Genomic DNA, 20,529 nt, shown 5'->3' on the forward strand with positions numbered 1-20,529 from the left:
GCCGCCCGATTCCGTCTGCCGGTGTTTCTTTTCGCATGAGTTATCTCGCGCTCGCCCGCAAATACCGTCCCCGCGTGTTTTCCGACGTGATGGGGCAGGGCCATGTCGTCAAGGCGCTGTCGCACGCGCTGGCCGGCGACAAGCTGCACCCGGCGATCTTGCTGACCGGCACGCGTGGCGTCGGCAAGACCACGCTGGCACGTATCGTCGCCAAGTGCCTGAACTGTGAAACCAGGGGCGTCAGCGCCGATCCCTGCGGCGTGTGCTCGGCCTGCAGGGAAGTCGACGAGGGCCGCTTCGTCGACCTGCTGGAAATCGACGCGGCGTCGAATACCGGTGTCGATGATGTGCGGCAGATGATCGACAACGCGCAGTACGCACCCGCCCGCGGTCGTTACAAGGTCTACCTGATCGACGAAGTCCACATGCTGTCGAAGAGTGCGTTCAACGCGCTGCTGAAGACGCTGGAGGAGCCACCGCCGCATGTGAAGTTCATCCTCGCCACCACCGATCCGCAGAAGCTGCTGGTGACCGTGCTGTCGCGTTGTCTGCAGTTCAATCTCAAGCGCCTGCCGGTGTCGCTGATCCGCGACCAGCTTGCCAGGGTGCTCGATCAGGAAGGCCTGGCCTACGAGCTGCCGGCGCTGGCCGAGATCGCGCGCGCGGCCGACGGCTCGATGCGTGACGGTCTGTCGCTGGTCGATCAGGCGATCGCGTTCTCCGGTGGCGCCACGCTCGCGCGCGAGGCGATCGAGGACATGCTCGGGACCAGCGGCCGCGAGGTCTTGTTCGAGCTGCTGCGCGCACTGGCCGCCGGCGACGCCGGCGCCCTGATCGCCAGCCTGCAGAAGCTCGAAGCGCAGGCACCCGACTACGCGGCACTGATCAACGATCTGGCGACGCACCTGCAGCGCATCGCCGTGCTGCAGATGCTGCCGGCCGCGCGCAGCGACGAGGACGAGGACGCCCTGGTCGCGCTGCTGGCGGCGTTCCAGCCGGAGGACGTGCAGCTCTACTATCAGATCGCCGTCCAGGGGCGTCGCGATCTGCCCTGGGCGCCGGACCCGCGGCTCGGCTTTGAAATGACCGTGTTGCGCATGGCCGCTTTCCGTCCCGACGACGCGACGCCAGGGGCGGCGCCCTCGGGCACGCCGCCGATCGCGCGCGCCGGCAGTCGCGGTGCGAGCGCTGCTGCAGTGCCGTCGGCAAGCGAGGCCGCAGCGCCGCCGCCGGCCGCCGCGGTGCCGTCGCGGCCATCGCAGGTGACGGCGCCGGCCCCCACACCCGCACCCGCGCGTGAGACGAAGCCGCGCAGCGGTGGACTCGATGCGGCGGCGTGGAGCGATCTGGTCGAGGCGATGGTGCTCGAAGGCTTCGCCCGCCAGCTGGCGCGCAACAGCGCCTGGCAGGCCCGCGAGGGCGAGCGGGTCACGCTCATGCTCGACGCCAAGGCCCGCCACCTGCTCAATGAAGAGCGCCGCAGCGCCATCGAACAGGCCCTGTCGGCGCAACTCGGCGAGCGCTTGCGGCTGGTGATCGAAGTCGGCATCGACGAAGCCCTGACCTCGCCCGCGCAGCTGGCCCAGCAGCGCGAAACCCAGCGTCAGCAGGAAGCGGAAAGCGCGATCTTCGCCGATCCGGTGGTGCGTGGCTTCCGCGAACAGTTCGCCGCGACGATCAGGCCCGGTTCGATACACCCGCTCGATTCCTGACAACGAAACCGATCCCGGCCGCAGGCCGGGGCAGCGATCCACGGAGATCAAGATGATGAAAGGTGGCATGGGCAATCTGATGCGCCAGGCGCAGCAGATGCAGGAGAACATGCAGCGTGCGCAGGAGGAGATCGCGCGCATGGAAGTGACCGGCGAATCCGGCGCCGGCATGGTCAAGGTCACGCTGACCGGCAAGCATCAGGCGCGCAAGGTGGAGATCAGCGCCGAGGCGTTCAAGGAAGACAAGGAATTCGTCGAGGATCTGATCGCGGCCGCGATCAACGATGCCGCCCAGAAGGTCGATGAAGCGTCGAAGGCCAGGCTGGCGAAGGTGACCGCCGGCATGCAGCTGCCGCCGGGAATGAACCTCGGGTTCTGAGCGCCGCGCGTCGGCCGCGTTTCAGCGCGTGCCGGCATGCTTGAGCGCGTACATGCGTGCATCGGCGCACGCGATCAGCGCCTCGTCGCTGTTGCCGTCTTCGGGAAACATCGCCAGACCGAGGCTGCCGCCGACCTGCACCTCGAGCGGCTGCGGGCGATCGGCGAGCGTCAGGCGGAACGGTTGCGACAGCGTGTCGCGCATCAGGACCGTCAGCGCTTCGGCGTCGGCGCGGTTCTCGACGTTTTCGAGGATGGCCGCGAACTCGTCGCCGCCGAGCCGTGCGATCGTGTCGGAGGCGCGCAGCATGCCGCGCAGGCGCGCGGCGATCGCCTTGAGCAGCGCATCGCCGGCGCCGTGGCCGTAACGGTCGTTGACCGGCTTGAAACGGTCGATGTCGATGTAGATCAGTGCCAGCCGACGCGATTCGCGGCGCGCGCGCGCGATGCCGTTGCCGAGCCGGTCGGCGAACAGCATGCGGTTGGGGAGGTCGGTGAGCGGGTCGTGCGTCGCCTGATGGCGTGCTGCCGCCTCGGCGACTTTCAGCGCGGCACGGCTCCGATAGAGTTCAAGGAATACCTTGACCTTGGACAGCAGGATGAATTCGTTGATCGGCTTGGCGATGTAATCGACCGCACCGACCTCGTAGCCGTTCAGGCGGTTGAGATCGTCCTTGTAGGCGGCGGTGACGAAGATGATCGGCGCGCGCTTGCACTCGCTGCTTTCGGCGAGCAGCGTCGCAACCTCGAAACCGTCCATTTCCGGCATCTGCACGTCGAGCAGGATCAGGGCGAACTCGTGATCGAGGCAGGCCGACAGCGCGGCGTTGCCGTCACCGGCCTCGACCACGTCGCAGTCCATCTTCGCCAGCAGGCGACGCATCGCGACCAGGTTCGCCGGCGTGTCGTCGACGACCAGGATCTTCGGGCGGGGCGGTGATGCATCGGATGTCGTCATTGGCGGAATTCCATCAGCAGGCGCCGTGCCAGTTCATCGATCGTCAGGACCGCGTCGGCGCCGGCGCGCTCGATGGCGGCTCGCGGCATCGCCGCCTCCTCGGCTTCACGCGGGTCCTGCACGAAGCCGAGTCCGCCATGGCGCCGGATGTCGGCCAGGCCGCGTGCGCCGTCGTCGTTGGTGCCGGTCAGCACGATACCGATCACGCGCTCGCCGCAGGCATCGGCAGCCGACGAAAACAGGACATCGGCGGACGGCCGGGCGAAGCGCACGCGCGGGTCGACCGACAGCGCAAAGCTGTGCTCGTCCTCGATCAGCAGGTGATAGCCGCTGGGCGCGACGTGAATGGTGCCCGGCAACGGTCGTGCGCCGTGCCGCGCCTCGATCACCGGCAGCGCGCTGTCGACTCCGAGGACTTCGAGCAGGCTGTCGATGTTGTCGCCGGCGATATGCAGGACCACGACCAGCGGCCAGTCGAAATCGGCGGCCAGCCCGGCGAACAGGCGCCGCAGCGCGGCGACGCCGCCGGCCGACGCGGCGACGACGACGATGCGCTCAGACGGACGACGAGTCGACATCGGCAAGCCGGTACAGCGAACTGCTGCCGTCGACGACGGTGAATGCGCCGGCATGCCCGGTGAACGACAGCGACTCCTTGGTGCCGAGGCACAGATAGCCGCCGCGCACGAGACTGTCGCGGAACAGGGCGACGGCACGCCGCTGCAAAGGCGGCCGGAAGTAGATCAGCACGTTGCGGCAGAGGATCAGCTGTGCCTCGCAGAACACCGCATCCGCCGCCAGATTGTGGGCGGCGAACACGACGTTGCGGCGCAGCGATTCGTCGAGCTTGATATGGCCGTAACGGGCGTGGAAATAGTCCGACAGCGTACGCTGGCCGCCGGCCTGCAGGTAGTTGGCGGCCCATTGCTGCAGGTCGCGCGAGGCGTAGATGCCTTCCCGCGCGACGTCGAGCGCGTGAGCGCTGATATCGGTGGCGTAGATCTGCGTGCGTTCGTACAGACCGGCTTCGGTCAGCAGGATCGCCAGTGAATAGACTTCCTCGCCGTGCGCGCAGCCGGCCTGCCAGATGTTGATGTGCGGATAGCTGGCGAGCACCGGCAGCACGTCGCGACGCAGGCGGGCGAAGACGTCGGGGTCGCGGAACATGTCGGAGACCGGCACCGAGAGGCGCGCGATGATGTCCGGAATCAGGTCGTCGCAATGCAATACGCGTTCGGTCAACTGGCTGACGTTGGCGAGGCCGAAGTGATCGAGCAGGCCCTGCACGCGGCGCTTGAACGACGCCGCGGCGTACTCGGAGAAATCGTAGCCGTGGCACTGCTGCAGTGCCCGCATGAACAGGTCGATCTCGATGTCCTGCCGCTTCGCCGGTTCCATGCTCGCTCAGACGTGGCGCTGCCAGGCGCGCATCATGGACAGCAGTTTGTCGATGTCGATCGGCTTCGTCAGGTAGTCGTTGGCGCCGGCCTCCAGGCACTTCTCGCGATCGCCCTTCATCGCCTTGGCAGTGACCGCGATCACCGGCAGTTCGCGCCATTGCGGGCGCTTGCGGATTTCCCGCGTCGCCTCATGGCCGTCCATGCCCGGCATCATCACGTCCATCAGCACCCAGTCGACATCGCTGTGCTGTTCGAGCTGCGCCAGCGCTTTCTGGCCATCCTGCGCGACCAGCACCTTCAGGCCATGACCGCGCAACGTCTTCGACAGCGCGAACACGTTGCGCATGTCGTCGTCCACCACCAGCACCGTCCGTCCGGCCAGGTCGGACGGTTGCTGCGCGGTCGGCGTCGGACTGGAGGGCTTGCGAACGGCGTGCAGGAACAGCGAGACCTCGTCGAGCAGGCGGCCCGGCGATTGCGCGCCCTTGATCACGATGCTGTCGGTGTATTCGCGCAGGCGCAGGTCTTCTTCCCGGCTCAGCTCGCGCGCCGAATAGATCACGACCGGCGGCACCGGCCCGCGCCGCGCGAGCTGTTCGAGGAATTCGAGGCCGTTGGCATCGGGCAGGCTCAGGTCGAGGACGATGCAGTCGAAGCGGCGCTCCTGGCTCAGCTGCAGGCCGCGCGCGGCGGTGTCGGCTTCGACCAGATCGATCGCCTGACCGGCGAGCAGGCGGCCGATCGCATGCCGTGCGCCCGGGTCGTCCTCGACCACCAGCACGCGGCGGCGCTCGCCGTCGCCGACCTGCAGCACGCGCTGGAATGCGACGTCCAGCGACTCGCGCGTCGCCGGCTTGGTCAGGAAGCCGACCGCGCCCATCGCCAGGCCACGCGAGGCTTCGTCGTTGGCGGTGACGAAATGCACGGGGATGTGGCGGGTGGCGATGTCGCCCTTGAGCTGCTCCATGACCGACCAGCCGCTCATCACCGGCAGATCGACGTCGAGCAGGATGCCGCTCGGCCGATAGCGGCGCGCCAGTTCGAGACCGCTTTCGCCATCGGTCGCGACCAGCGCGCGATAGCCCTTGCGACGCGTCATCTCGGCGAGCACGCGGGCGAACGCGCCGTCGTCCTCGATCACGAGGATGCAGATGTCGCCCGGCTGCAGCTGCTCGCGGTCGTCGGGAATCTGCGGGCCGCGGCGCGCGGCCGGCGGCGCGACGACAGGCACCGCCGCGGCTGGCGGCGCGGCGACCGTGGCGGTCGGCGTCAGCGCCGCGGCCGGTGCGGTCGCGGCGACGGCGATCGTCGCTTCACCGGCGGTGGCCTTGCCGGCAAAGGCGCGACCGTCTTCCGGCAGCAGCAACGTGAACCGCGAACCGCTGCCGGGCGTGCTCTGCACGACGATGTCTCCCCCCAGCATCTGCGCCAGCGCACGGCTGATCGACAGGCCGAGGCCAGTGCCGCCGTAGCGCCGGCTGGTCGTGCCATCACCCTGTTCGAACGGCTGGAACAGTCGCGCCAGCTTTTCGGGGCCGATGCCGATGCCGGTGTCGCTGACGCTCAGCGCCAGCGTCCGTTCGCGCGGCAGCTCGCCGGGCGTCGGCAAGTCGTCGCCCGGCCGGCCGATCGACAGCCTGACCGAGCCGGCGTGCGTGAACTTCAGGGCGTTGCCGATCAGGTTGGTCAGGATCTGGTTCAGCTTGGTGCCGTCGGACTGAATCCGTGCCGGCAATCCCGGCTCGATGTCGATCGAGAATTCGAGGCCGCGATCGCGTGCGACGCGACGGAAGCTGCGATCGGCGTTGCCGCCGATGCTGTCGAGCGCGACCTCTTCCCAGTCGACGTCCATGCGCCCGGCTTCGATCTTCGACAGGTCGAGGATGTCGTTGATCAGGCCGAGCAGATTCTGGCCGCTGTCATGGACGATCTGGGCCGATTCGACCTGTTCGGCGGTGAGGTTGCCGCTGCCGTTGTCGGCCAGATCCTTGGCGAGGATCAACAGGCTGTTGAGCGGCGTGCGCAGCTCATGCGACATGTTGGCGAGGAATTCCGATTTGTAGCGACTCGCCTGTTCGAGGTCTCGGTTCTTGCTTTCGAGTTCCTGCTGGAACGCGAGCAGGCGATCGTTGAATTCGTTGAGCGCGCGGCTCTTGTCGCCGAGCGTCTCGTTGGCATTGCGCAATTCCTCGGTCTGCACGCGCAGCTCCTCCTCGGAGGCCTGCAGACGTCGCCCCTGTTCTTCGAGTGCGCTGTTCTTCGTACCGAGCGCTTCGTTGGCCGTGCGCAGTTGCTCCTGCTGCACGCGCAGTGCTTCTTCCGAGGCTTGCAGCTCTTCGGCCTGCGCGCGGGTTTCCTCGAGCAGGCCGCGCGTGCGGATCGCGCTGCTGAGCGCCTCCATGGCCAGCCCGGTCAGGCGCGTCGCTTCTTCGAGCAGTTCCTCGCCAGCGGCGCCGAGTGGCGCGAAGCTGGCGAGCTCCAGCACGCCGACGACGCGTTCGATGCCGCGCAGCGGCCACAGACGCACGCTGCTCGGCGTGGCCGCGCCCAGACCGGAGGCGATGCGCAGATAGTCGGCCGGTACCGGGTCGAGCGTGATCGGTTTGCCGCTGCGCAGGCATTCCGCCGCCAGTCCTTCGCGCAGCGTGCGAGCCTGGTCGCGACGCTCCTTGTAGCCGTAGCTGCCGACCGGGCTGAGCGCCAGCTCCTCGTCCAGCGCCCGGAACAGCACGCCGTAGCCGGCACCGGTCAACGGGCACAGATAGGCGAGGATCGCGTTGCCGAAACTCTCGTAGTCGCGTTGCTGCGACAACTCGCTGCTGAGCGCGGCGAGATGACGTTTCAACCACTCGCGCTTCTGTACTTCCTGCGAGGCGTGGCGAAAGGCTTCGATCGCCCGGGCGATCGCGCCGACCTCGTCGCCGCGCTCGGTGTGCGGCACTTCGATGCGCAGGTCGCCTGCCGTGAGCCGCGCGACGAGCTCGGTGAGATGGCGCATCGGTGTTGCCAGCGAACGCTGCACGACCGCCAGTGCCAGCGCGCAGAACAGCAGTCCCGCGAGCAGTGACGCGATCGCCAGCAGGCGGATGTTGTCGAGCTGCCGGCTGAGCAGCTGATTGCGGATCGTCAGCAGGGCCTGTTCGGCGTCGGCGGACTGCTTGATCTGGGTCTGGATCGCATCGGTGAGCTGTTTGCCGCGACCGGTTGCCACCAGCGCGGTCGCGTCCTTGTCGTCCCTGTTGCCGATTTCGCTGATTTCGACGGTCGCGATTTCCTCGCGCCACTGGGCCATCATGCCGACAATGCGATGCAGGCGTGCCTGCTGTTCGGCATTGTCGGTGGTCATCTCCAGCAGCTCGCCGATCGTGGTGTCGAAATGCCGCACGGCCGCCTTGTACGGCGGCAGGAATTCGTCGCGTCGGGTGGCGACGAAACCCCGCAGATTGCTTTCCTGCTTGAGCACCTGCAGCTGCAGCTCGTCGGTCAGCGACAGGACTTCCGTCGTGTGGTCGGTCCAGCGCCGTGCTTCGCGCACCTGCTGCTGGTTGATCAGGAACGCGCCGGCGGTCAGCACGAACAGGCCCATGGTGATGCTCAAGGCCCACAGCGTCTTGGCGCGCAGGCTGCTGTCGGTCAACAACCTGCGCGAAATACCCAGTCTGTCCGCCGCTGAAGGCTTGCTCATGGGTGATCCGGAATATCGGGTTCAGGTGATGACGTCCGGCGCACGCCGGCCCGTCAGTTCGGCAATGCGGGCGAGGCGGTCGATCGCCGCGGCCAGCGGCGCGACGGCGTCCGAGGTCTTCCAGTGCAGGCTGCCGGCTTCGTGCGCGTAGCGCTCCAGGTAGACGCGCAGGGTCGCGCCCTTGGTGCCGGTGCCGGACAGGCGCAGGACGACGCGGGCATCGTCGCCGCAGACGATACGCAGGCCCTGACCGCTGGCGATGCTGCCGTCGGTCTTGTCGCGATAGCTGAAGTCGTCGGCAAGACTGACCGTCCAGTCGGCGAAGTGCTTGCCGGCGAGGCTGGCCATCTCGCCGGCAGCGGCCTGCATGACGGCTTCGGCCTGGCTCGCCGTCAGCTCTTCGTAGTCGTGGCGCGCGAAGTAATGGCGCCCGTACCGGCTCCAGTGTGCGTCGGCGATTTCGCGCACCGACTTGCCGCTGGCGGCCATCACGTTGGCCCAGGCCAGCACCGCCCAGAGGCCGTCCTTCTCGCGCGCATGCGCGGAGCTGGTGCCGAAACTTTCTTCGCCGCAGATCGTGGCTTCACCGGCATCGAGCAGGTTGCAGAAGAACTTCCAGCCGGTCGGGGTTTCGAACAGCGGCACCTTCAGGCCCTTGGCGACCTGGTCGGCGGCGCGACAGGTCGGCATCGAGCGGGCAATGCCCTTGACGCCATCGCGATAGCCCGGCAGCAGATGCAGATTGGCAGCCAGCATCGCCAGCGAATCGCCGGGCGAGATGAACAGGCCGCGGCCGAGGATCATGTTGCGATCGCCATCGCCGTCGCTGGCGGCGATCAGGTCCGGGGCATCTTCTTCGAACGCGAGTTCGGCAAGATGTCTGGCGTGAATCAGGTTGGGGTCCGGATGGCCGCCGCCGAAATCCTCCAGCGGCACGGCATTCATGACGCTGCCGTTGGCGGCGCCGAGCATGTCGACGAAGATGCGCTGCGCGTACGGGCCGGTCACGGCGTGCATGGCGTCGAACCGCAGCCGCGCGCCGCGCTTGAGCCAGTCGCGCAAACGGTCGAAGTCGAACAGTTGCTGCATCAGCTGCGCGTAGTCGTCGACGCAATCGATGATCTCGACAGTGCTGTCGCCCAGCATCTGTTCGCCGCGCCGGTCGATGTCGATCGCGGCGCCCTCGAGCACGCGATAGCGCTGGATGGTCTTGCTGTGTTCGTAGAGTCGCGAGGTCAGGCTTTCGCTGGCCTGTCCGCCGCCGGCGACATTGAACTTGATGCCGAAGTCGCCGTCCGGACCGGCCGGGTTGTGGCTCGCGGTCAGCAGCAGGCCGCCGGCGGCCTTGCGGATGCGGATCAGATTCGAGGCGGCGGGAGTCGACAGCAGGCCGCCCTGGCCGATGATGATGCGGGCGACGCCGTTGGCCGCCGCCAGCGACGCGGCGGTCTGGATCGCGTCGCGGTTGTGATAGCGGCCGTCGCCCCCAATGACCAGGGTGCTGCCCTTGAGTTCGGGCACGCAGTCGAAGATCGACTGCAGATAGTTCTCGAGGTAGTGCGGCTGCTGGAACACCGCCACTTTCTTGCGCAGGCCGGCCGTGCCGGACTTCTGGTCGTGATAGGGCTTGGTGGGCAGCTCGCGGACTGGCATCGTTATTGTTTCCGTCTTTGGTGGGAAGTCGATCGGTATCTTATAGTCGCGCCATGCAGGCTACTACGCATCTTTGTCCATGCTGCGGCAAACCGCGCAGCATTGCGCATCTGCTCGAACTCTACGAGCGGAACTACCGCATGCTGCTGCGCTTGCTGCCGGAACTTGATGGGCACGCGACCCGGCAGCGCGCAGTGTCGCGCAGCGAGCATGACTGTCCGCTGCATCTGGAAGTCGTCGAGCGTGATCGCTACACGCAGACCCTGCGCCTGACCTACGAATTCACCGACGAGAGCGGCGTACGCCGGCAGCCGGATCTGTGGGTGCGCCTGTATCGCGATGCCGCGGTCGCCGAAGCGCTGCAATGCAGCCAGCGGCCGCCGTGGCAGGCCGAAGACGACGCCGATCCCGCCGCGCACGCCTTTCTGTCGGCCCAATGGCGGCGCAACCTGCTGTTGAACAAGTGGCTCGATTATCTGCTCGAACGCGGCCACGCCTTCGATCCGCAGCCGCTGCCGGCCGTCGAGACGGTTCCGGTCTGAGCACGGCAGGGCTGCATCCGGCCGTTGATCAGGCGTCGCGCAGTTCTTTCGGAAACTGGTAACGCAGCAGTTCGCCGCCGCCTTCGGCGACGTCTTCCCAGCGCTTGTCCGGCAGTTCCAGGTGCACGACTGCGCAGGTCGGCAGGCCGTCGAACGGGCAGTGGGCGAGGGCGCCGGCCAGTTCGCTCAGACCCGGGTTGTGGCCGAACAGCATGATGTGCGGCGTCTCGTCGTCGAAGCCGCGCAGCAGACGCAGCAAGGTGCTCAGCGACGCTTCGTAGATTCTTGCCTGGATCAGCAGATGGTCGTGGGCAATACCCATTGCATCGGCAAAAACTCGTGCCGTGGTGATTGCCCGCAGTGCCGGGCTGGTGACGATGCGATCCGGCACGCCGATCGCCCGCCGCGTCCACATCGCCATGCGCGCGGCGTCGCGGCGGCCGCGCTCGTTGAGCGGGCGTTCGAAGTCGCTGAGGTCCGGACTGTCCCAGGACGACTTGGCATGGCGGACGATCGTCAGGTGGCGCATGAGCCTGCTCTTGGGGGGATGTGTCGAGTCTACGTCGTCGTCGGCGTGATCGGCAGGTAGACGTCGTAGCGCGCCTGCTTGCCCTTGAGCTGGAACGCCGGTTCGCGACCGCCAAGGAACGGCGCGTGGCTGGGACGTTTGACGACGACGCGGCGGACCGCAACCGCAAGTGCCGGCGCCAGCAGGGTGTCGGCGTCCGGATCGCTGCCGGTCAGCTCGCGCAGGACCTGCATTTCCTTCTGCGGCAGTGCGTGCTTGTCGCGGTGTGGATACATCGGATCGAGATGCACGACATCCCAGCGCAGCGTGCCGTCCATCAAGGCGACGGCGTCGCCGGCGTGCACCTGCACGCGCCGCGCTGCCGCCTGCGTGAGCGGATCGAGCAGCGCGCGTGCGTGCGCATCGGCGAGCAGGGCGGCGAACAGTGGCTGGCGCTCGACCATCGTCAGGCGTGCACCCAGCGCGGCCAGCACGAAGCCGTCGCGGCCAAGGCCGGCGGTGGCATCGAGCACCGTCAGGTCCTTGTGCTTGTGCAGGCCGATCGCGCGCGCCAGCAGCTGCTGCTTGCCGGCGGCGACGCGGCGGCGGATCTCGGCGTCGGTCCAGTCGCAGTGGATCGGCTTGAAGCCCGGATGCTGCGGCGCGCGCAGTTCGAGGCCGCCGGCGCCTTGCGCCAGCACAAACGAAAAACCCCGGGCAGCCTCGCCCGGGGTCCTGTCCTGCGTGTCCGTCAACTCAGAGCTTGCTGCCGTCGAAGATGCTGGCGATGCGCTGCGCGAGCATCAGGTCGCCTTCGACCTGCAGCTTGCCGGTCATGAACGCGGTCATGCCATTGAGTTCGCCCTTCATCAGCGCGACGAGATCGTCGTCTTCCATCGTGATCGCGACATCGGCGTTGCCGGCGGTGCCGTCGTTGAGCGTGCAGGTGCCGTCCTTGATCACGGCGTTCATAGGCGTCGAGCAGTTGAACTGCAGGGTGCAGTCCATGCCGCTGGCTTCGCTGGCGTTGAACGCAGCAGGCAGCTTCTTCAGCAGGTCGGCAGCAGCGGTCATGAATCTCTCTCCGGAAATGTCAAAAAAGGAGCCGCATCCTAAGCGCTGACCGGACCGCTGTACAAGCTGCAAACGGACGAGCGGAAAGCCGGCTTACCGTTGCGCCGACGGCGCGGTGGCAAGGCGGTCGATCAGGGTCCGTGCAGCGGCTTCGCTGAGCAGGATGAGCTTGATGCTGCCGGCATAGATCCGGCCGCTCTCGCGCAGCGCGGCGATGGTCGCGGCATCCTGTCCGGGGTCGAGGACGACGAAATCACGGCCTTCCGTCCAGGTGCTCGCAAGCTGTCTGAACATGCGAAAGCCGCTGCCTTTCGGCAGCCTCGCTGCGCGATCGATCTCGCGCAGCGTTCGCCACTGCCGGTCAGCGTTCATTACGACGCCGACAGCAGGAAGTGCGCGCGTGCGACCGCGATCGGCTGGTCGGCCTCGCGCTGCCAGCAGCGAATCACGGTATGGGCGACGCGGCTGCCGAGCCGCGACACCGTGCAGTCGGCGTGCAGGTCCTCGGCGCGGCCCGGCAGCAGATAGTCGATCGCGAAATCGATGCTCTTGGGTACGCGGTCTTCGTCGAGCTGCAGCAGCAGTTGCAGCAGGGCGGCGTTTTCCATGAATGCCGCGGTCACGCCGCCGTGCCAGGCGCGCCGGCGCGGATTGCCGATCAGGCTGTCGCGAAACGGCAGCCGCAGACACAGCCGGCCGTTGCCGCCTTCGGCGCGAATGCCGAGAAAGCGCGCATACGGAATCAGCTCGATGAGCGCCTGATAGTCGTGACGTTCGCGCGCAGCACGCCGCGCCTCGCTCCAGTGGCTGCTCATGCGTCGCCGCCCGTCACGCGGTTCGCGCCGCTGCGCATGAACACCCCCTGGGCGGTGGCGATCGGGGCGGCCTCGTTGTCCTGCCAGACGACGGCATGCGCGAACGCGATGCTGGGGGTCATGCGCGTGCAGCGGGCGCGACAGAACAACGGGCTGCCGATGAAGGCCGGCCGCAGGTAATCCAGGCGCAGGTCCAGGGTCGCGATCGCGTCGCGACGGCCGGCATGGGCGATCACCGCCAGCCCGGCGCTGTTGTCGACCAGCACCGAGACGATGCCCGGATTGAAGCGGCCGCTTTCGACATCGCCCAGCCAGTCCTCGCGCGACGGCAGTTCGAGGGTCGCGCTGTCGGCGGACAGCTGCCTGATCGTCAGCCCGCACTCGGCCATGTGCGGCGACAGTTCGAGATAGCGCTCGCGCAGTGCGGCAATAAACGTGGAGCTGTCCATCGACCGATTCTAAAGGTCAACGCATCAGTTTCGTTAAACTGCCCGCATGAATGTGGCCGAAACCCGCCGCCCGATGAGCGAACTCGAACGCCGCCTGCGCGCGGCGCTGGCCGATACCCATCTCGAAACGCCGCGAGCCATGGTGTCGCTGGGCATGCCGGAGATGCTCGGCCGACTGTTCGATGCCACCTTGCTTGCCAATCTGCGGCCGTCGGCGGTATTGCTGCCGCTGATTCGTCGCGGCGAGCGCCTGTCGATGCTGCTGACCGTACGCTCGGCGAAGCTGCGCTCGCACGGTGGGCAGATCGCGTTCCCGGGCGGCGCCCGCGATGCCGCCGACGTCACCGCCGTCGACAACGCGCTGCGCGAGGCGCAGGAGGAAGTCGGGCTCGATCCGGCGACCGTCGAGATCATCGGCTATCTCGACGACTATCCGACGCTGAGCCGTTTCCGCATCACGCCGGTGGTCGGCATCGTCGATGCCGAGCCGGTGCTGGCGATCGACGCCGACGAAGTCGCCGAAGTCTTCGAGGTGCCGTTCGAGATCCTTGCCAGCCGCCGGAACTTCGTGCGCAAGATTCTCAGCCGCGACGGCATCAATGTGCCGTTCTTCGAATTGCAGTGGCAGCAACATCGGGTCTGGGGCGCGACGGCCGGCATGCTCTGGGATCTGGCCGGCCGCATGGAGTCGGCATGAACGCGGACCCGCTGCGCGAGGCCCTGCGCCTGCAGATCGAGGCGGCGGCGCTGGGTTTCGACTGGCGCCGGCTCGACGAGTTGTGGGCCAAGCTCGCCGAGGAAACCGACGAGCTGCAGCAGGCGGTCGCCGAAGGTCCGGATCGCGTCCAGGACGAGCTGGGCGATCTGCTGTTCATGGCGGTCAATCTCGCGCGACACCTGGGTGTCGATGCGCAGGCGGCGCTTGCCGGCGCCAATGCCAAGTTCGCCCGACGCTTCGCGCATGTCTGCAGCGACCTTGTCGGACTGTCGCCGATCGGCGATCCTCGTCGCCTAGATGAAATGGAAGCACGCTGGCAGGACGCCAAGCGTGCCGAACAGGACCGGTAAGGTCAGGCGGCCGCCAAGGCCGCGCCGCGGTGGGGGAGTCAAACAATGCGCATAGGCGTCGTCGTCGATTCGGCCTGTGATTTGCCGATGGACTATCTGGAGCGGCACCGGATCCAGATACTGCCGATCACGATTCATCTCGACGGCCACGATCTGGTCGACCAGCGCGATGCCGAGACGACCTTGCGCTTCTATCGCGAACACCTCGGCGCCAAGGGCGACGCCGGCTCGTCGCCATTTTCGGTCGAGCAGATCCGCGATGTGTTCCTGAGCAAGCTGGTGCTCGACTACGACTACGTGTTCTGCCTGACGATCGCGAGCAGCCGCAGCCCGATCAACGCCAACGCCACCCAGGCTTCGTTCGCGATTCTCAACGGCTACAAGCCGATCCGCGCACAGGCCGGCATTGCCGGCCCGTTCGCGCTGCGCGTCATCGATACGCAGAACCTGTTCGTCGCGCAGGCGATCAGCACGGTCGAAGTCGTGCGCATGATCGAAGCCGGGCAGCAGAATCCCAACAAGATCCGCGAACGCGCCGAGCTGATCGTGCAGAACACCTACGGCTACATGGTGCCGCGCGATCTGCATTACCTGCGCGTGCGTGGCCAGAAGAAGGGCGATCGCAGTGTCGGCTGGTTCGGCGCCGCGCTCGGAACCATGCTCGACATCAAGCCGATCATTCGTGGTTACCGCAACGAAACCGGGCCGGTCGCCAAGCTGCGGCATTTCGACGATGCCTGCTCGCGGCTGTTCGCGTATGCCGCGCAGCGCGTCGTCAGCGGGTTGCTGACGCCGACGCTGGGCCTTTGCTACGGCGGCGAACTCGGCGAGTTGCGCAAGCTGCCGGGCTATGGCGAGCTGTTGCGGACCTGCCGCGAGAACGGCATCGAAGTGCTCGAAAGCGTGATGAGCGTGACCGGCGGCATCAACGTCGGCGAGGGCGCATTGGGTCTGGCATTCGCGGCCGAGCCGCACGACGTCGACATCTGAGGCCGCGACGCTGCGTGCGGCGGCGGGCGCCGCTAAGCTATGCGCCCGTTTTTCCGACAGATCACCATGAGCGCAATCCCCCGCATCGCGATTCTCGGCGCCACCGGCCGCATGGGGCAGGCCGTCGCCGCGTCCGTCGCTGCGTCCGGTCTGGTCGCCTTCGGCGCAGCATTCGAGCGGGCCGGGCATGCCGACATCGGCAAGCTGCTGAACGCCGACGGCATCGCGATCGGCTCCGACATCGCGGCGGCGGCGATGCACTTCGACGTCGCGATCGACTTCACGCGCCCTGAGGGCACGCTGGCAGCGTTGGCGGCCTGCGTCGCCGCGCGCAAGGCGATGGTGATCGGCACGACCGGCTTCACCGCCGAGCAGAAGGCGCAGATCGAGGCTGCGGCCGGGCAGATTCCGATCGTCATGGCCGGCAACTTCAGCCTCGGCGTCAATCTGTGTCTGAAGCTGCTCGAGGACGCCGCGCGTGCGCTCGGCGACGACTTCGATGTCGAGATCGTCGAAGCGCATCACCGCCACAAGGTCGACGCGCCCAGCGGCACCGCATTGATGATGGGCGAGGCGGTTGCACGTGGTATCGGCCGCAAGCTCGCCGACTGCGCCGTGTACGCGCGCGAAGGGCATACCGGCGCCCGCCGGCGCGCCACGATCGGCTTCCAGGCGATCCGCGGCGGCGATGTGGTCGGCGATCACACGGTGATGTTTCTCGGCGACGGCGAGCGCGTCGAGATCACGCACAAGGCGTCGAACCGGATGAACTTCGCCAACGGTGCCGTGCGTGCCGCGGCCTGGGTCGCCAGCCGGCCCGCTGGCCTCTACAGCATGCGCGACGTGCTCGGCTAGGACCTGTCGACGCCAATGGCCGACATCACGATTCGCGCGGCGACCCGGGACGACGTGCCGCTGCTGCTGGCACTGGTGCGCGCCCTGGCCGACTACGAGAAGCTCGCGCACGAAGTGGTCGCGACCGAGGCCTCGCTGCGCGAGCATCTGTTCGGCGCGCGGCCGTATGCGGAAGCCCTGATTGCCGAGACGGGCGGTACCGGTGTCGGCTTCGCGTTGTTCTTCCACAATTTCTCGAGCTTCCTCGGCCGGCCCGGCATCTATCTCGAAGATCTGTTCGTGCGGTCCGAGCATCGCGGCGCCGGCATCGGCAAACGCCTGCTGAAAGCGGTGGCGCGCATCGGCGTCGAACGCGGCTGCGGCCGCTACGAATGGACAGTGCTGGACTGGAACGAACCGGCGATCCGCTTCTACGAAAGCCTGGGGGCGGAGATGAAGCGCGAATGGATCATCAACCGCGTCAGCGGCACGGCCCTGCAGGCGCTGGCCGGCGGCGGCTGAGGGTCCGGGCGGCGCTGCCGGGTGCAGTTTGTGAGCCTGCGCCTGTCCATAATGGCAGGCACGACCCGGCGAGACACGGACAGCGGCAGTGAGCAGCAACCAGGACAGGACGGTGATCAAGGGCCGCGGCGCCGTTTCGAATCCGGCCGGCCGCTTCGAGTTGCGCAGGTCGGAAGCAGCAGACGACGGCTGGTACCCCGACGGCGCGGATTCGGCGGACGAGGGCGGCGAGCCGGAGCGGCTCAAGACCACCCTGCACGTCGATCAGTCACGCAGCATCATCGCCCGCAACGAATCGCCCGATCTGCCGTTCTCGCAAACCATCAACCCCTATCGCGGGTGCGAGCATGGCTGCATCTACTGCTTTGCACGGCCCAGTCACGGGTATCTCAACCTCTCTTCCGGCCTCGACTTCGAGACGCAGCTCTACTACAAGCCGCAGGCCGCCGCGCTGCTGGAAGCCGAATTGCGCAAGCCCGGTTATCGCTGCGCGGTGATCTCGCTCGGTGCCAGCACCGACCCCTACCAGCCGATCGAGCGCGAACTGAAGATCACGCGCAGTCTGCTCGAGGTCATGCAGCGTTTCCGTCACCCGGTCGGGATCGTCACCAAGGGTGCACTGGTCGAGCGCGACATCGATCTGCTCCAGGATCTGGCGAAAGACGGTCTGGCGCATGTCGCGCTGTCGATCACCACGCTCGATCCGGCCCTGAAGCGCACCCTGGAACCGCGCGCCGCGTCCGGTGCCGCGCGCCTGCGGGTCCTGCGCAGACTCAGCGATGCCGGCATCCCGACGATGGTGTTGTTTTCGCCGGTGATCCCGTTCGTCAACGATGCCGAGATGGAGTCGGTGCTGGCCGCGGCGCGCGATGCCGGCGCTCGACGCGCCAGCTACATCATGCTGCGACTGCCGTACGAGGTGAAGGATCTGTTCCGTGAATGGCTGGAGACGCATGCGCCCTTGAAGGCGGCGCACGTCCTGAGTCTGGTCGAGCAGATGCGCGGCGGCAAGCTCAATGATCCGCGTTTCGGCTCCCGCATGAAGGGCGAAGGCCAGTACGCGGCGATCGTCGAACAGCGCTTCCGCATCGCCTGCCGGCGCCTCGGTTTCGATGGGGCCGGCCTGCAGGGCCTGCGCTGCGATGCGTTCACGGTGCCTGCGGCGGCCGGCGATCAGCTGCGTTTGGCGCTCTGAGCGAAGACGCCCCTATACTCGCGGAAAGCCTGCTTAAGGACTTCCAGGTGTCCGGCAATAACGATAAGGGTCAGGATTCCGGCGCGTTCTACGACGATCTCGAGAAGCTGCTGGTACAACAGGTCACGCGGCAACCGGAATTGCTCGATCTGCGACTGCGGCTCGCCGAGCTCTACTACGAGACCCGCAAGATCGCGCCGTTTCTCGAACAGGCGCGCTACATGCACGCACATATCCGCAACGCGGCGCAATCCGAGGAATGGCGCAAGGTGCTGAGCATGGGGCGGATGATCGCGGCCAGCGACCCCTTGTTCGCCGAGGCGGTGATCGGCGACAAGATCGAGTTCATCGGTTCGCGTTCCATTTCGCCGAAGGTTGCCTACACGCGCATCGGCGAGGAAGAACGGTTCCGCAAGCCGCTGGCGGAAATTGCCGAAGCCTACGAGGCGGTGCGCAAGGACCCCCGTTTCATTGCCGAACTCGACAACGAGATGATCCAGTCGGCGGGCCATCCGTCGTCGCTGCAGCTGGCCGGACGGCTGTCCGATCACGTCGGCGGTGCCCGCATCTACCTGAAGCGCGAGGACATCAACTCGCAACCGGCACATCTGCTTGCCGCGGTGCTCGGTCAGGCGCTGCTCGCCAAGCGCATGGGCAAGAAGAGCCTGGTCGCGTTCAGCCCGACCGGCCGCAGCGGTGTGGTCGTCGCGTCGGTCGCCTCGCGGCTCGGCATGCAGGCCGAGATCTTCATGGACAGCGAGCAGATGCAGTTGCAGGCCGGCAGCGTGTTCCGGATGTGGCTGATGGGCGCGCACGTCAACGAAGGCGGCCTCGGGCGCAGGCGCGATGGCGGCGTGCGCAACGAGGTCTGGGATCATTGGGCACGCAACAGCGCCGACAGCTTCCTCGTGATGGGTCTGGACGCCGCGCCGCATCCGTATCCGATGCTGACGCTGGAGCTGGCCTCGATCGCGGGCCGCGAGTGTCGACGCCAGCTGTACGCCATCAGCAAGAAAGCCCCGGATCTGCTGGTCGCGCGCGCCGGCGACAATGCCGATGCCGTCGGTCTGTTTCCGCCGTTCCTGCGTGCGCCCGGCACTCGGCTGGTCTGCGTCGAAGGCCAGGACGAACTCGAACCGGCGGTGGAGAAGGGCGGCAGCATCACGCAGCCGTTGACGCTCAAGGAGCAGCAGCGGGCGGCCGCGATCATGGAGGGCATGGACTACCCGCGCACGACCCGAGAGCACGCCTGGCTGAAGGCCAGCGGACGGGTCGAGTACGTCAAGGGATCGGTCGGTGCCGCCAAGCGTGCAATGTTCGATGTCAGCAAGCACGAAGGCGTGATTCCGGCGATCCAGACCGCTTTCGCACTTGGCTGGGCCTGTCAGGAAGCGGCGAAAATGAGTCCGGAGCAGACCGTGATCGTGATGATGTCGGAGAATGTCGACAAGAACATCTGGCAGATCGGCAAGGCGATGGGCGTGCCCTTGTGAGCAATATTCGCAAAAAGGTTTTGCCGCGGGCCGAGGTCGTATAGAATTCGCGCCGGATTCGGAGCGGGGGCTTTCGGCCCCCGTTTTCGTGTCCGCCACCTGGATAGACCGCCTTATGACCGATTTCAAACCGGCCCTGCTTGCCCTCGCTGATGGTTCTGTGTTCCGGGGCGTTTCCATTGGCAGTGACGGACAGACCGTAGGCGAAGTCGTTTTCAACACTGCGATGACCGGCTATCAGGAAATCCTGACCGATCCGTCCTACCGCGAACAGATCGTCACCCTTACATATCCGCATATCGGCAACGTCGGCACCAATGTCGAGGACATGGAGGCGGATCGGGTCCACATCGCCGGACTGGTGTTGCGCGAAGTGCCGCGGCGGCACAGCAACTTCCGCTCGACCCAGGACTTCCGCGAGTATCTGAAGGCCAACAAGACCGTCGCGATCGCCGGCATCGACACGCGCCGCCTGACGCGTATCCTGCGCGACAAGGGCGCGCAGAACGGCTGCATCCTCGCCGGCGCGCGGATCAGCGAGAAGAAGGCCCTCGAAGCGGCGCGTGGCTTTCCGGGCCTCAAGGGCATGGATCTGGCGAAGGTCGTCAGTGTCGCCAAGCCTTATGCCTGGACGCGCGGCTCCTGGGAGCTGGAAACCAATCGCGAGAGCGAACGCGGCGATGGCCGCTACCACGTCGTCGCCTACGACTTCGGCGTCAAGCGCAACATCCTGCGCCTGCTGGTCGACCGCGACTGCCGGGTGACGGTGGTGCCGGCCAAAACCACCGCGGCCGAGGTGTTCAAGCTCAAGCCGGATGGCGTGATGCTGACCAATGGCCCCGGCGACCCGGAGCCCTGCACCTATGCGATCCGTGCCGCGCGCGAGTTCCTCGCCGCGAAGATGCCGCTGTTCGGCATCTGCCTGGGCCATCAGATTCTCGGCCTGGCGCTTGGCGCCAGGACCTTGAAGATGAAGCTGGGTCATCACGGTGCCAACCATCCGGTCCAGGATCTCGAGTCCGGGCGCGTGATGATCACCAGCCAGAATCACGGCTTCGCGGTTGATGAGACGACGCTGCCGGCCAACGCGGTCGCCACGCACCGCTCGCTGTTCGACGGCTCCAATCAGGGGCTGCGCGTCACCGATGCGCCGGCCTTCAGTTTCCAGGGCCACCCGGAAGCCAGCCCCGGCCCGCATGACGTCGGCGAACTGTTCGATCGCTTCGTGCGCCTGATGGCGGAAGCGCGGTAGA

General features: G+C 66.9%; 22 protein-coding genes. 11 read left to right on the forward strand and 11 right to left on the reverse strand.

Features of this window, described 5'->3' with window-relative positions; translation table 11 throughout:
* The first annotated feature begins 35 nt into the window (after window positions 1-35).
* On the forward strand, window positions 36-1,712 hold the full coding sequence (gene dnaX, locus G7Y85_RS15160) for a DNA polymerase III subunit gamma/tau (protein ID WP_166259002.1): 1,677 nt from the start codon (window positions 36-38) through the stop codon (window positions 1,710-1,712).
* Between the two features lie 52 nt (window positions 1,713-1,764).
* On the forward strand, window positions 1,765-2,091 hold the full coding sequence (locus G7Y85_RS15165; RefSeq protein ID WP_166259005.1) for a YbaB/EbfC family nucleoid-associated protein: 327 nt from the start codon (window positions 1,765-1,767) through the stop codon (window positions 2,089-2,091).
* Window positions 2,092-2,112: 21 nt separating this feature from the next.
* Here G7Y85_RS15165 and G7Y85_RS15170 read toward each other — a convergent pair whose 3' ends face one another.
* The 5 genes from G7Y85_RS15170 to G7Y85_RS15190 are packed head-to-tail and all read right to left on the reverse strand — an operon-like array spanning window position 2,113 to window position 9,786.
* Window positions 2,113-3,048: a two-component system response regulator gene (locus tag G7Y85_RS15170; RefSeq protein WP_166259008.1), complete on the reverse strand. Its 936-nt coding sequence runs from the start codon at window positions 3,046-3,048 to the stop codon at window positions 2,113-2,115.
* Window positions 3,045-3,626 carry a chemotaxis protein CheB gene (locus G7Y85_RS15175; RefSeq protein WP_166259011.1) on the reverse strand — a complete coding sequence of 194 codons (582 nt, stop codon included), beginning with the start codon at window positions 3,624-3,626 and terminating at the stop codon, window positions 3,045-3,047. Before G7Y85_RS15175 ends, G7Y85_RS15170 begins: the two co-directional genes overlap by 4 nt.
* The gene (locus tag G7Y85_RS15180) at window positions 3,604-4,446 is read right to left on the reverse strand and encodes a CheR family methyltransferase (RefSeq protein WP_166259014.1); all 843 of its coding nucleotides are present in this window, start codon (window positions 4,444-4,446) and stop codon (window positions 3,604-3,606) included. The genes G7Y85_RS15175 and G7Y85_RS15180 overlap by 23 nt, the downstream gene beginning before the upstream one ends.
* Before the next feature lie 6 nt (window positions 4,447-4,452).
* Window positions 4,453-8,133, reverse strand: coding sequence for a response regulator (locus G7Y85_RS15185; RefSeq protein WP_166259017.1), 3,681 nt, complete (start codon window positions 8,131-8,133; stop codon window positions 4,453-4,455).
* 21 nt (window positions 8,134-8,154) lie between these two features.
* Window positions 8,155-9,786 carry an alpha-D-glucose phosphate-specific phosphoglucomutase gene (locus G7Y85_RS15190; protein ID WP_166259020.1) on the reverse strand — a complete coding sequence of 544 codons (1,632 nt, stop codon included), beginning with the start codon at window positions 9,784-9,786 and terminating at the stop codon, window positions 8,155-8,157.
* 53 nt (window positions 9,787-9,839) lie between these two features.
* Between G7Y85_RS15190 and G7Y85_RS15195 the strand changes: the two genes are divergently transcribed.
* On the forward strand, window positions 9,840-10,328 hold the full coding sequence (locus G7Y85_RS15195; RefSeq protein ID WP_241696203.1) for a DUF1249 domain-containing protein: 489 nt from the start codon (window positions 9,840-9,842) through the stop codon (window positions 10,326-10,328).
* Between the two features lie 28 nt (window positions 10,329-10,356).
* Here G7Y85_RS15195 and G7Y85_RS15200 read toward each other — a convergent pair whose 3' ends face one another.
* From G7Y85_RS15200 to G7Y85_RS15225, 6 genes are all read right to left on the reverse strand, one after another.
* Complete coding sequence (locus G7Y85_RS15200; RefSeq protein ID WP_166259023.1) at window positions 10,357-10,857, reverse strand: SixA phosphatase family protein; 501 nt, start codon at window positions 10,855-10,857, stop codon at window positions 10,357-10,359.
* A 29-nt stretch (window positions 10,858-10,886) separates the two neighbouring features.
* Complete coding sequence (locus G7Y85_RS15205; protein ID WP_166259026.1) at window positions 10,887-11,591, reverse strand: class I SAM-dependent methyltransferase; 705 nt, start codon at window positions 11,589-11,591, stop codon at window positions 10,887-10,889.
* A 1-nt stretch (window position 11,592) separates the two neighbouring features.
* Window positions 11,593-11,910 carry an SCP2 sterol-binding domain-containing protein gene (locus G7Y85_RS15210; RefSeq protein ID WP_166259029.1) on the reverse strand — a complete coding sequence of 106 codons (318 nt, stop codon included), beginning with the start codon at window positions 11,908-11,910 and terminating at the stop codon, window positions 11,593-11,595.
* Between the two features lie 93 nt (window positions 11,911-12,003).
* Window positions 12,004-12,282 carry a hypothetical protein gene (locus G7Y85_RS15215; RefSeq protein ID WP_166259032.1) on the reverse strand — a complete coding sequence of 93 codons (279 nt, stop codon included), beginning with the start codon at window positions 12,280-12,282 and terminating at the stop codon, window positions 12,004-12,006.
* On the reverse strand, window positions 12,282-12,725 hold the full coding sequence (locus tag G7Y85_RS15220) for a PaaI family thioesterase (protein WP_166259035.1): 444 nt from the start codon (window positions 12,723-12,725) through the stop codon (window positions 12,282-12,284). The genes G7Y85_RS15215 and G7Y85_RS15220 overlap by 1 nt, the downstream gene beginning before the upstream one ends.
* On the reverse strand, window positions 12,722-13,174 hold the full coding sequence (locus tag G7Y85_RS15225; protein ID WP_166259038.1) for a PaaI family thioesterase: 453 nt from the start codon (window positions 13,172-13,174) through the stop codon (window positions 12,722-12,724). Before G7Y85_RS15225 ends, G7Y85_RS15220 begins: the two co-directional genes overlap by 4 nt.
* A 73-nt stretch (window positions 13,175-13,247) precedes the next feature.
* On the opposite strand from G7Y85_RS15225, the gene G7Y85_RS15230 reads away from it, so the two are divergent.
* From G7Y85_RS15230 to carA, 8 genes are all read left to right on the forward strand, one after another.
* The gene (locus G7Y85_RS15230) at window positions 13,248-13,871 is read left to right on the forward strand and encodes a CoA pyrophosphatase (RefSeq protein WP_166259041.1); all 624 of its coding nucleotides are present in this window, start codon (window positions 13,248-13,250) and stop codon (window positions 13,869-13,871) included.
* Window positions 13,868-14,242 (forward strand): MazG nucleotide pyrophosphohydrolase domain-containing protein, encoded by a 375-nt coding sequence (locus tag G7Y85_RS15235; RefSeq protein ID WP_166259044.1) that lies wholly within the window; start codon window positions 13,868-13,870, stop codon window positions 14,240-14,242. The genes G7Y85_RS15230 and G7Y85_RS15235 overlap by 4 nt, the downstream gene beginning before the upstream one ends.
* A 45-nt stretch (window positions 14,243-14,287) precedes the next feature.
* On the forward strand, window positions 14,288-15,232 hold the full coding sequence (locus tag G7Y85_RS15240; protein WP_166259048.1) for a DegV family protein: 945 nt from the start codon (window positions 14,288-14,290) through the stop codon (window positions 15,230-15,232).
* Window positions 15,233-15,298: 66 nt separating this feature from the next.
* Window positions 15,299-16,087, forward strand: coding sequence for a 4-hydroxy-tetrahydrodipicolinate reductase (dapB, locus tag G7Y85_RS15245; RefSeq protein WP_194241206.1), 789 nt, complete (start codon window positions 15,299-15,301; stop codon window positions 16,085-16,087).
* A gap of 15 nt (window positions 16,088-16,102) precedes the next feature.
* Window positions 16,103-16,588, forward strand: a complete 486-nt coding sequence (locus G7Y85_RS15250) for a GNAT family N-acetyltransferase (protein ID WP_166259051.1) — start codon at window positions 16,103-16,105, stop codon at window positions 16,586-16,588.
* A gap of 88 nt (window positions 16,589-16,676) precedes the next feature.
* Window positions 16,677-17,783: a PA0069 family radical SAM protein gene (locus G7Y85_RS15255; RefSeq protein ID WP_366514984.1), complete on the forward strand. Its 1,107-nt coding sequence runs from the start codon at window positions 16,677-16,679 to the stop codon at window positions 17,781-17,783.
* Between the two features lie 47 nt (window positions 17,784-17,830).
* Complete coding sequence (locus G7Y85_RS15260) at window positions 17,831-19,276, forward strand: pyridoxal-phosphate dependent enzyme (protein ID WP_166259054.1); 1,446 nt, start codon at window positions 17,831-17,833, stop codon at window positions 19,274-19,276.
* 115 nt (window positions 19,277-19,391) lie between these two features.
* Window positions 19,392-20,528: a glutamine-hydrolyzing carbamoyl-phosphate synthase small subunit gene (gene carA, locus G7Y85_RS15265; RefSeq protein WP_166259057.1), complete on the forward strand. Its 1,137-nt coding sequence runs from the start codon at window positions 19,392-19,394 to the stop codon at window positions 20,526-20,528.
* Window position 20,529 lies beyond the last annotated feature (1 nt).

Source organism: Solimonas terrae (genome assembly GCF_011067135.1).
GTDB lineage: Bacteria > Pseudomonadota > Gammaproteobacteria > Nevskiales > Nevskiaceae > Solimonas > Solimonas terrae.

Bases quoted from the DNA above. Each gene is read 5' to 3' on its own strand.
- G7Y85_RS15235 (WP_166259044.1), top strand. From the start codon at position 13,868: ATGAACGCGGACCCGCTGCGCGAGGCCCTGCGCCTGCAGATCGAGGCG.
- G7Y85_RS15200 (WP_166259023.1), bottom strand. From the start codon at position 10,857: ATGCGCCACCTGACGATCGTCCGCCATGCCAAGTCGTCCTGGGACAGT.
- dapB (WP_194241206.1), top strand. From the start codon at position 15,299: ATGAGCGCAATCCCCCGCATCGCGATTCTCGGCGCCACCGGCCGCATG.
- G7Y85_RS15175 (WP_166259011.1), bottom strand. From the start codon at position 3,626: ATGTCGACTCGTCGTCCGTCTGAGCGCATCGTCGTCGTCGCCGCGTCG.
- G7Y85_RS15240 (WP_166259048.1), top strand. From the start codon at position 14,288: ATGCGCATAGGCGTCGTCGTCGATTCGGCCTGTGATTTGCCGATGGAC.
- G7Y85_RS15170 (WP_166259008.1), bottom strand. From the start codon at position 3,048: ATGACGACATCCGATGCATCACCGCCCCGCCCGAAGATCCTGGTCGTC.
- G7Y85_RS15185 (WP_166259017.1), bottom strand. From the start codon at position 8,133: ATGAGCAAGCCTTCAGCGGCGGACAGACTGGGTATTTCGCGCAGGTTG.
- carA (WP_166259057.1), top strand. From the start codon at position 19,392: ATGACCGATTTCAAACCGGCCCTGCTTGCCCTCGCTGATGGTTCTGTG.
- G7Y85_RS15250 (WP_166259051.1), top strand. From the start codon at position 16,103: ATGGCCGACATCACGATTCGCGCGGCGACCCGGGACGACGTGCCGCTG.
- G7Y85_RS15225 (WP_166259038.1), bottom strand. From the start codon at position 13,174: ATGGACAGCTCCACGTTTATTGCCGCACTGCGCGAGCGCTATCTCGAA.
- G7Y85_RS15220 (WP_166259035.1), bottom strand. From the start codon at position 12,725: ATGAGCAGCCACTGGAGCGAGGCGCGGCGTGCTGCGCGCGAACGTCAC.
- dnaX (WP_166259002.1), top strand. From the start codon at position 36: ATGAGTTATCTCGCGCTCGCCCGCAAATACCGTCCCCGCGTGTTTTCC.
- G7Y85_RS15195 (WP_241696203.1), top strand. From the start codon at position 9,840: ATGCAGGCTACTACGCATCTTTGTCCATGCTGCGGCAAACCGCGCAGC.
- G7Y85_RS15230 (WP_166259041.1), top strand. From the start codon at position 13,248: ATGAGCGAACTCGAACGCCGCCTGCGCGCGGCGCTGGCCGATACCCAT.
- G7Y85_RS15165 (WP_166259005.1), top strand. From the start codon at position 1,765: ATGATGAAAGGTGGCATGGGCAATCTGATGCGCCAGGCGCAGCAGATG.
- G7Y85_RS15210 (WP_166259029.1), bottom strand. From the start codon at position 11,910: ATGACCGCTGCTGCCGACCTGCTGAAGAAGCTGCCTGCTGCGTTCAAC.
- G7Y85_RS15180 (WP_166259014.1), bottom strand. From the start codon at position 4,446: ATGGAACCGGCGAAGCGGCAGGACATCGAGATCGACCTGTTCATGCGG.
- G7Y85_RS15215 (WP_166259032.1), bottom strand. From the start codon at position 12,282: ATGAACGCTGACCGGCAGTGGCGAACGCTGCGCGAGATCGATCGCGCA.
- G7Y85_RS15190 (WP_166259020.1), bottom strand. From the start codon at position 9,786: ATGCCAGTCCGCGAGCTGCCCACCAAGCCCTATCACGACCAGAAGTCC.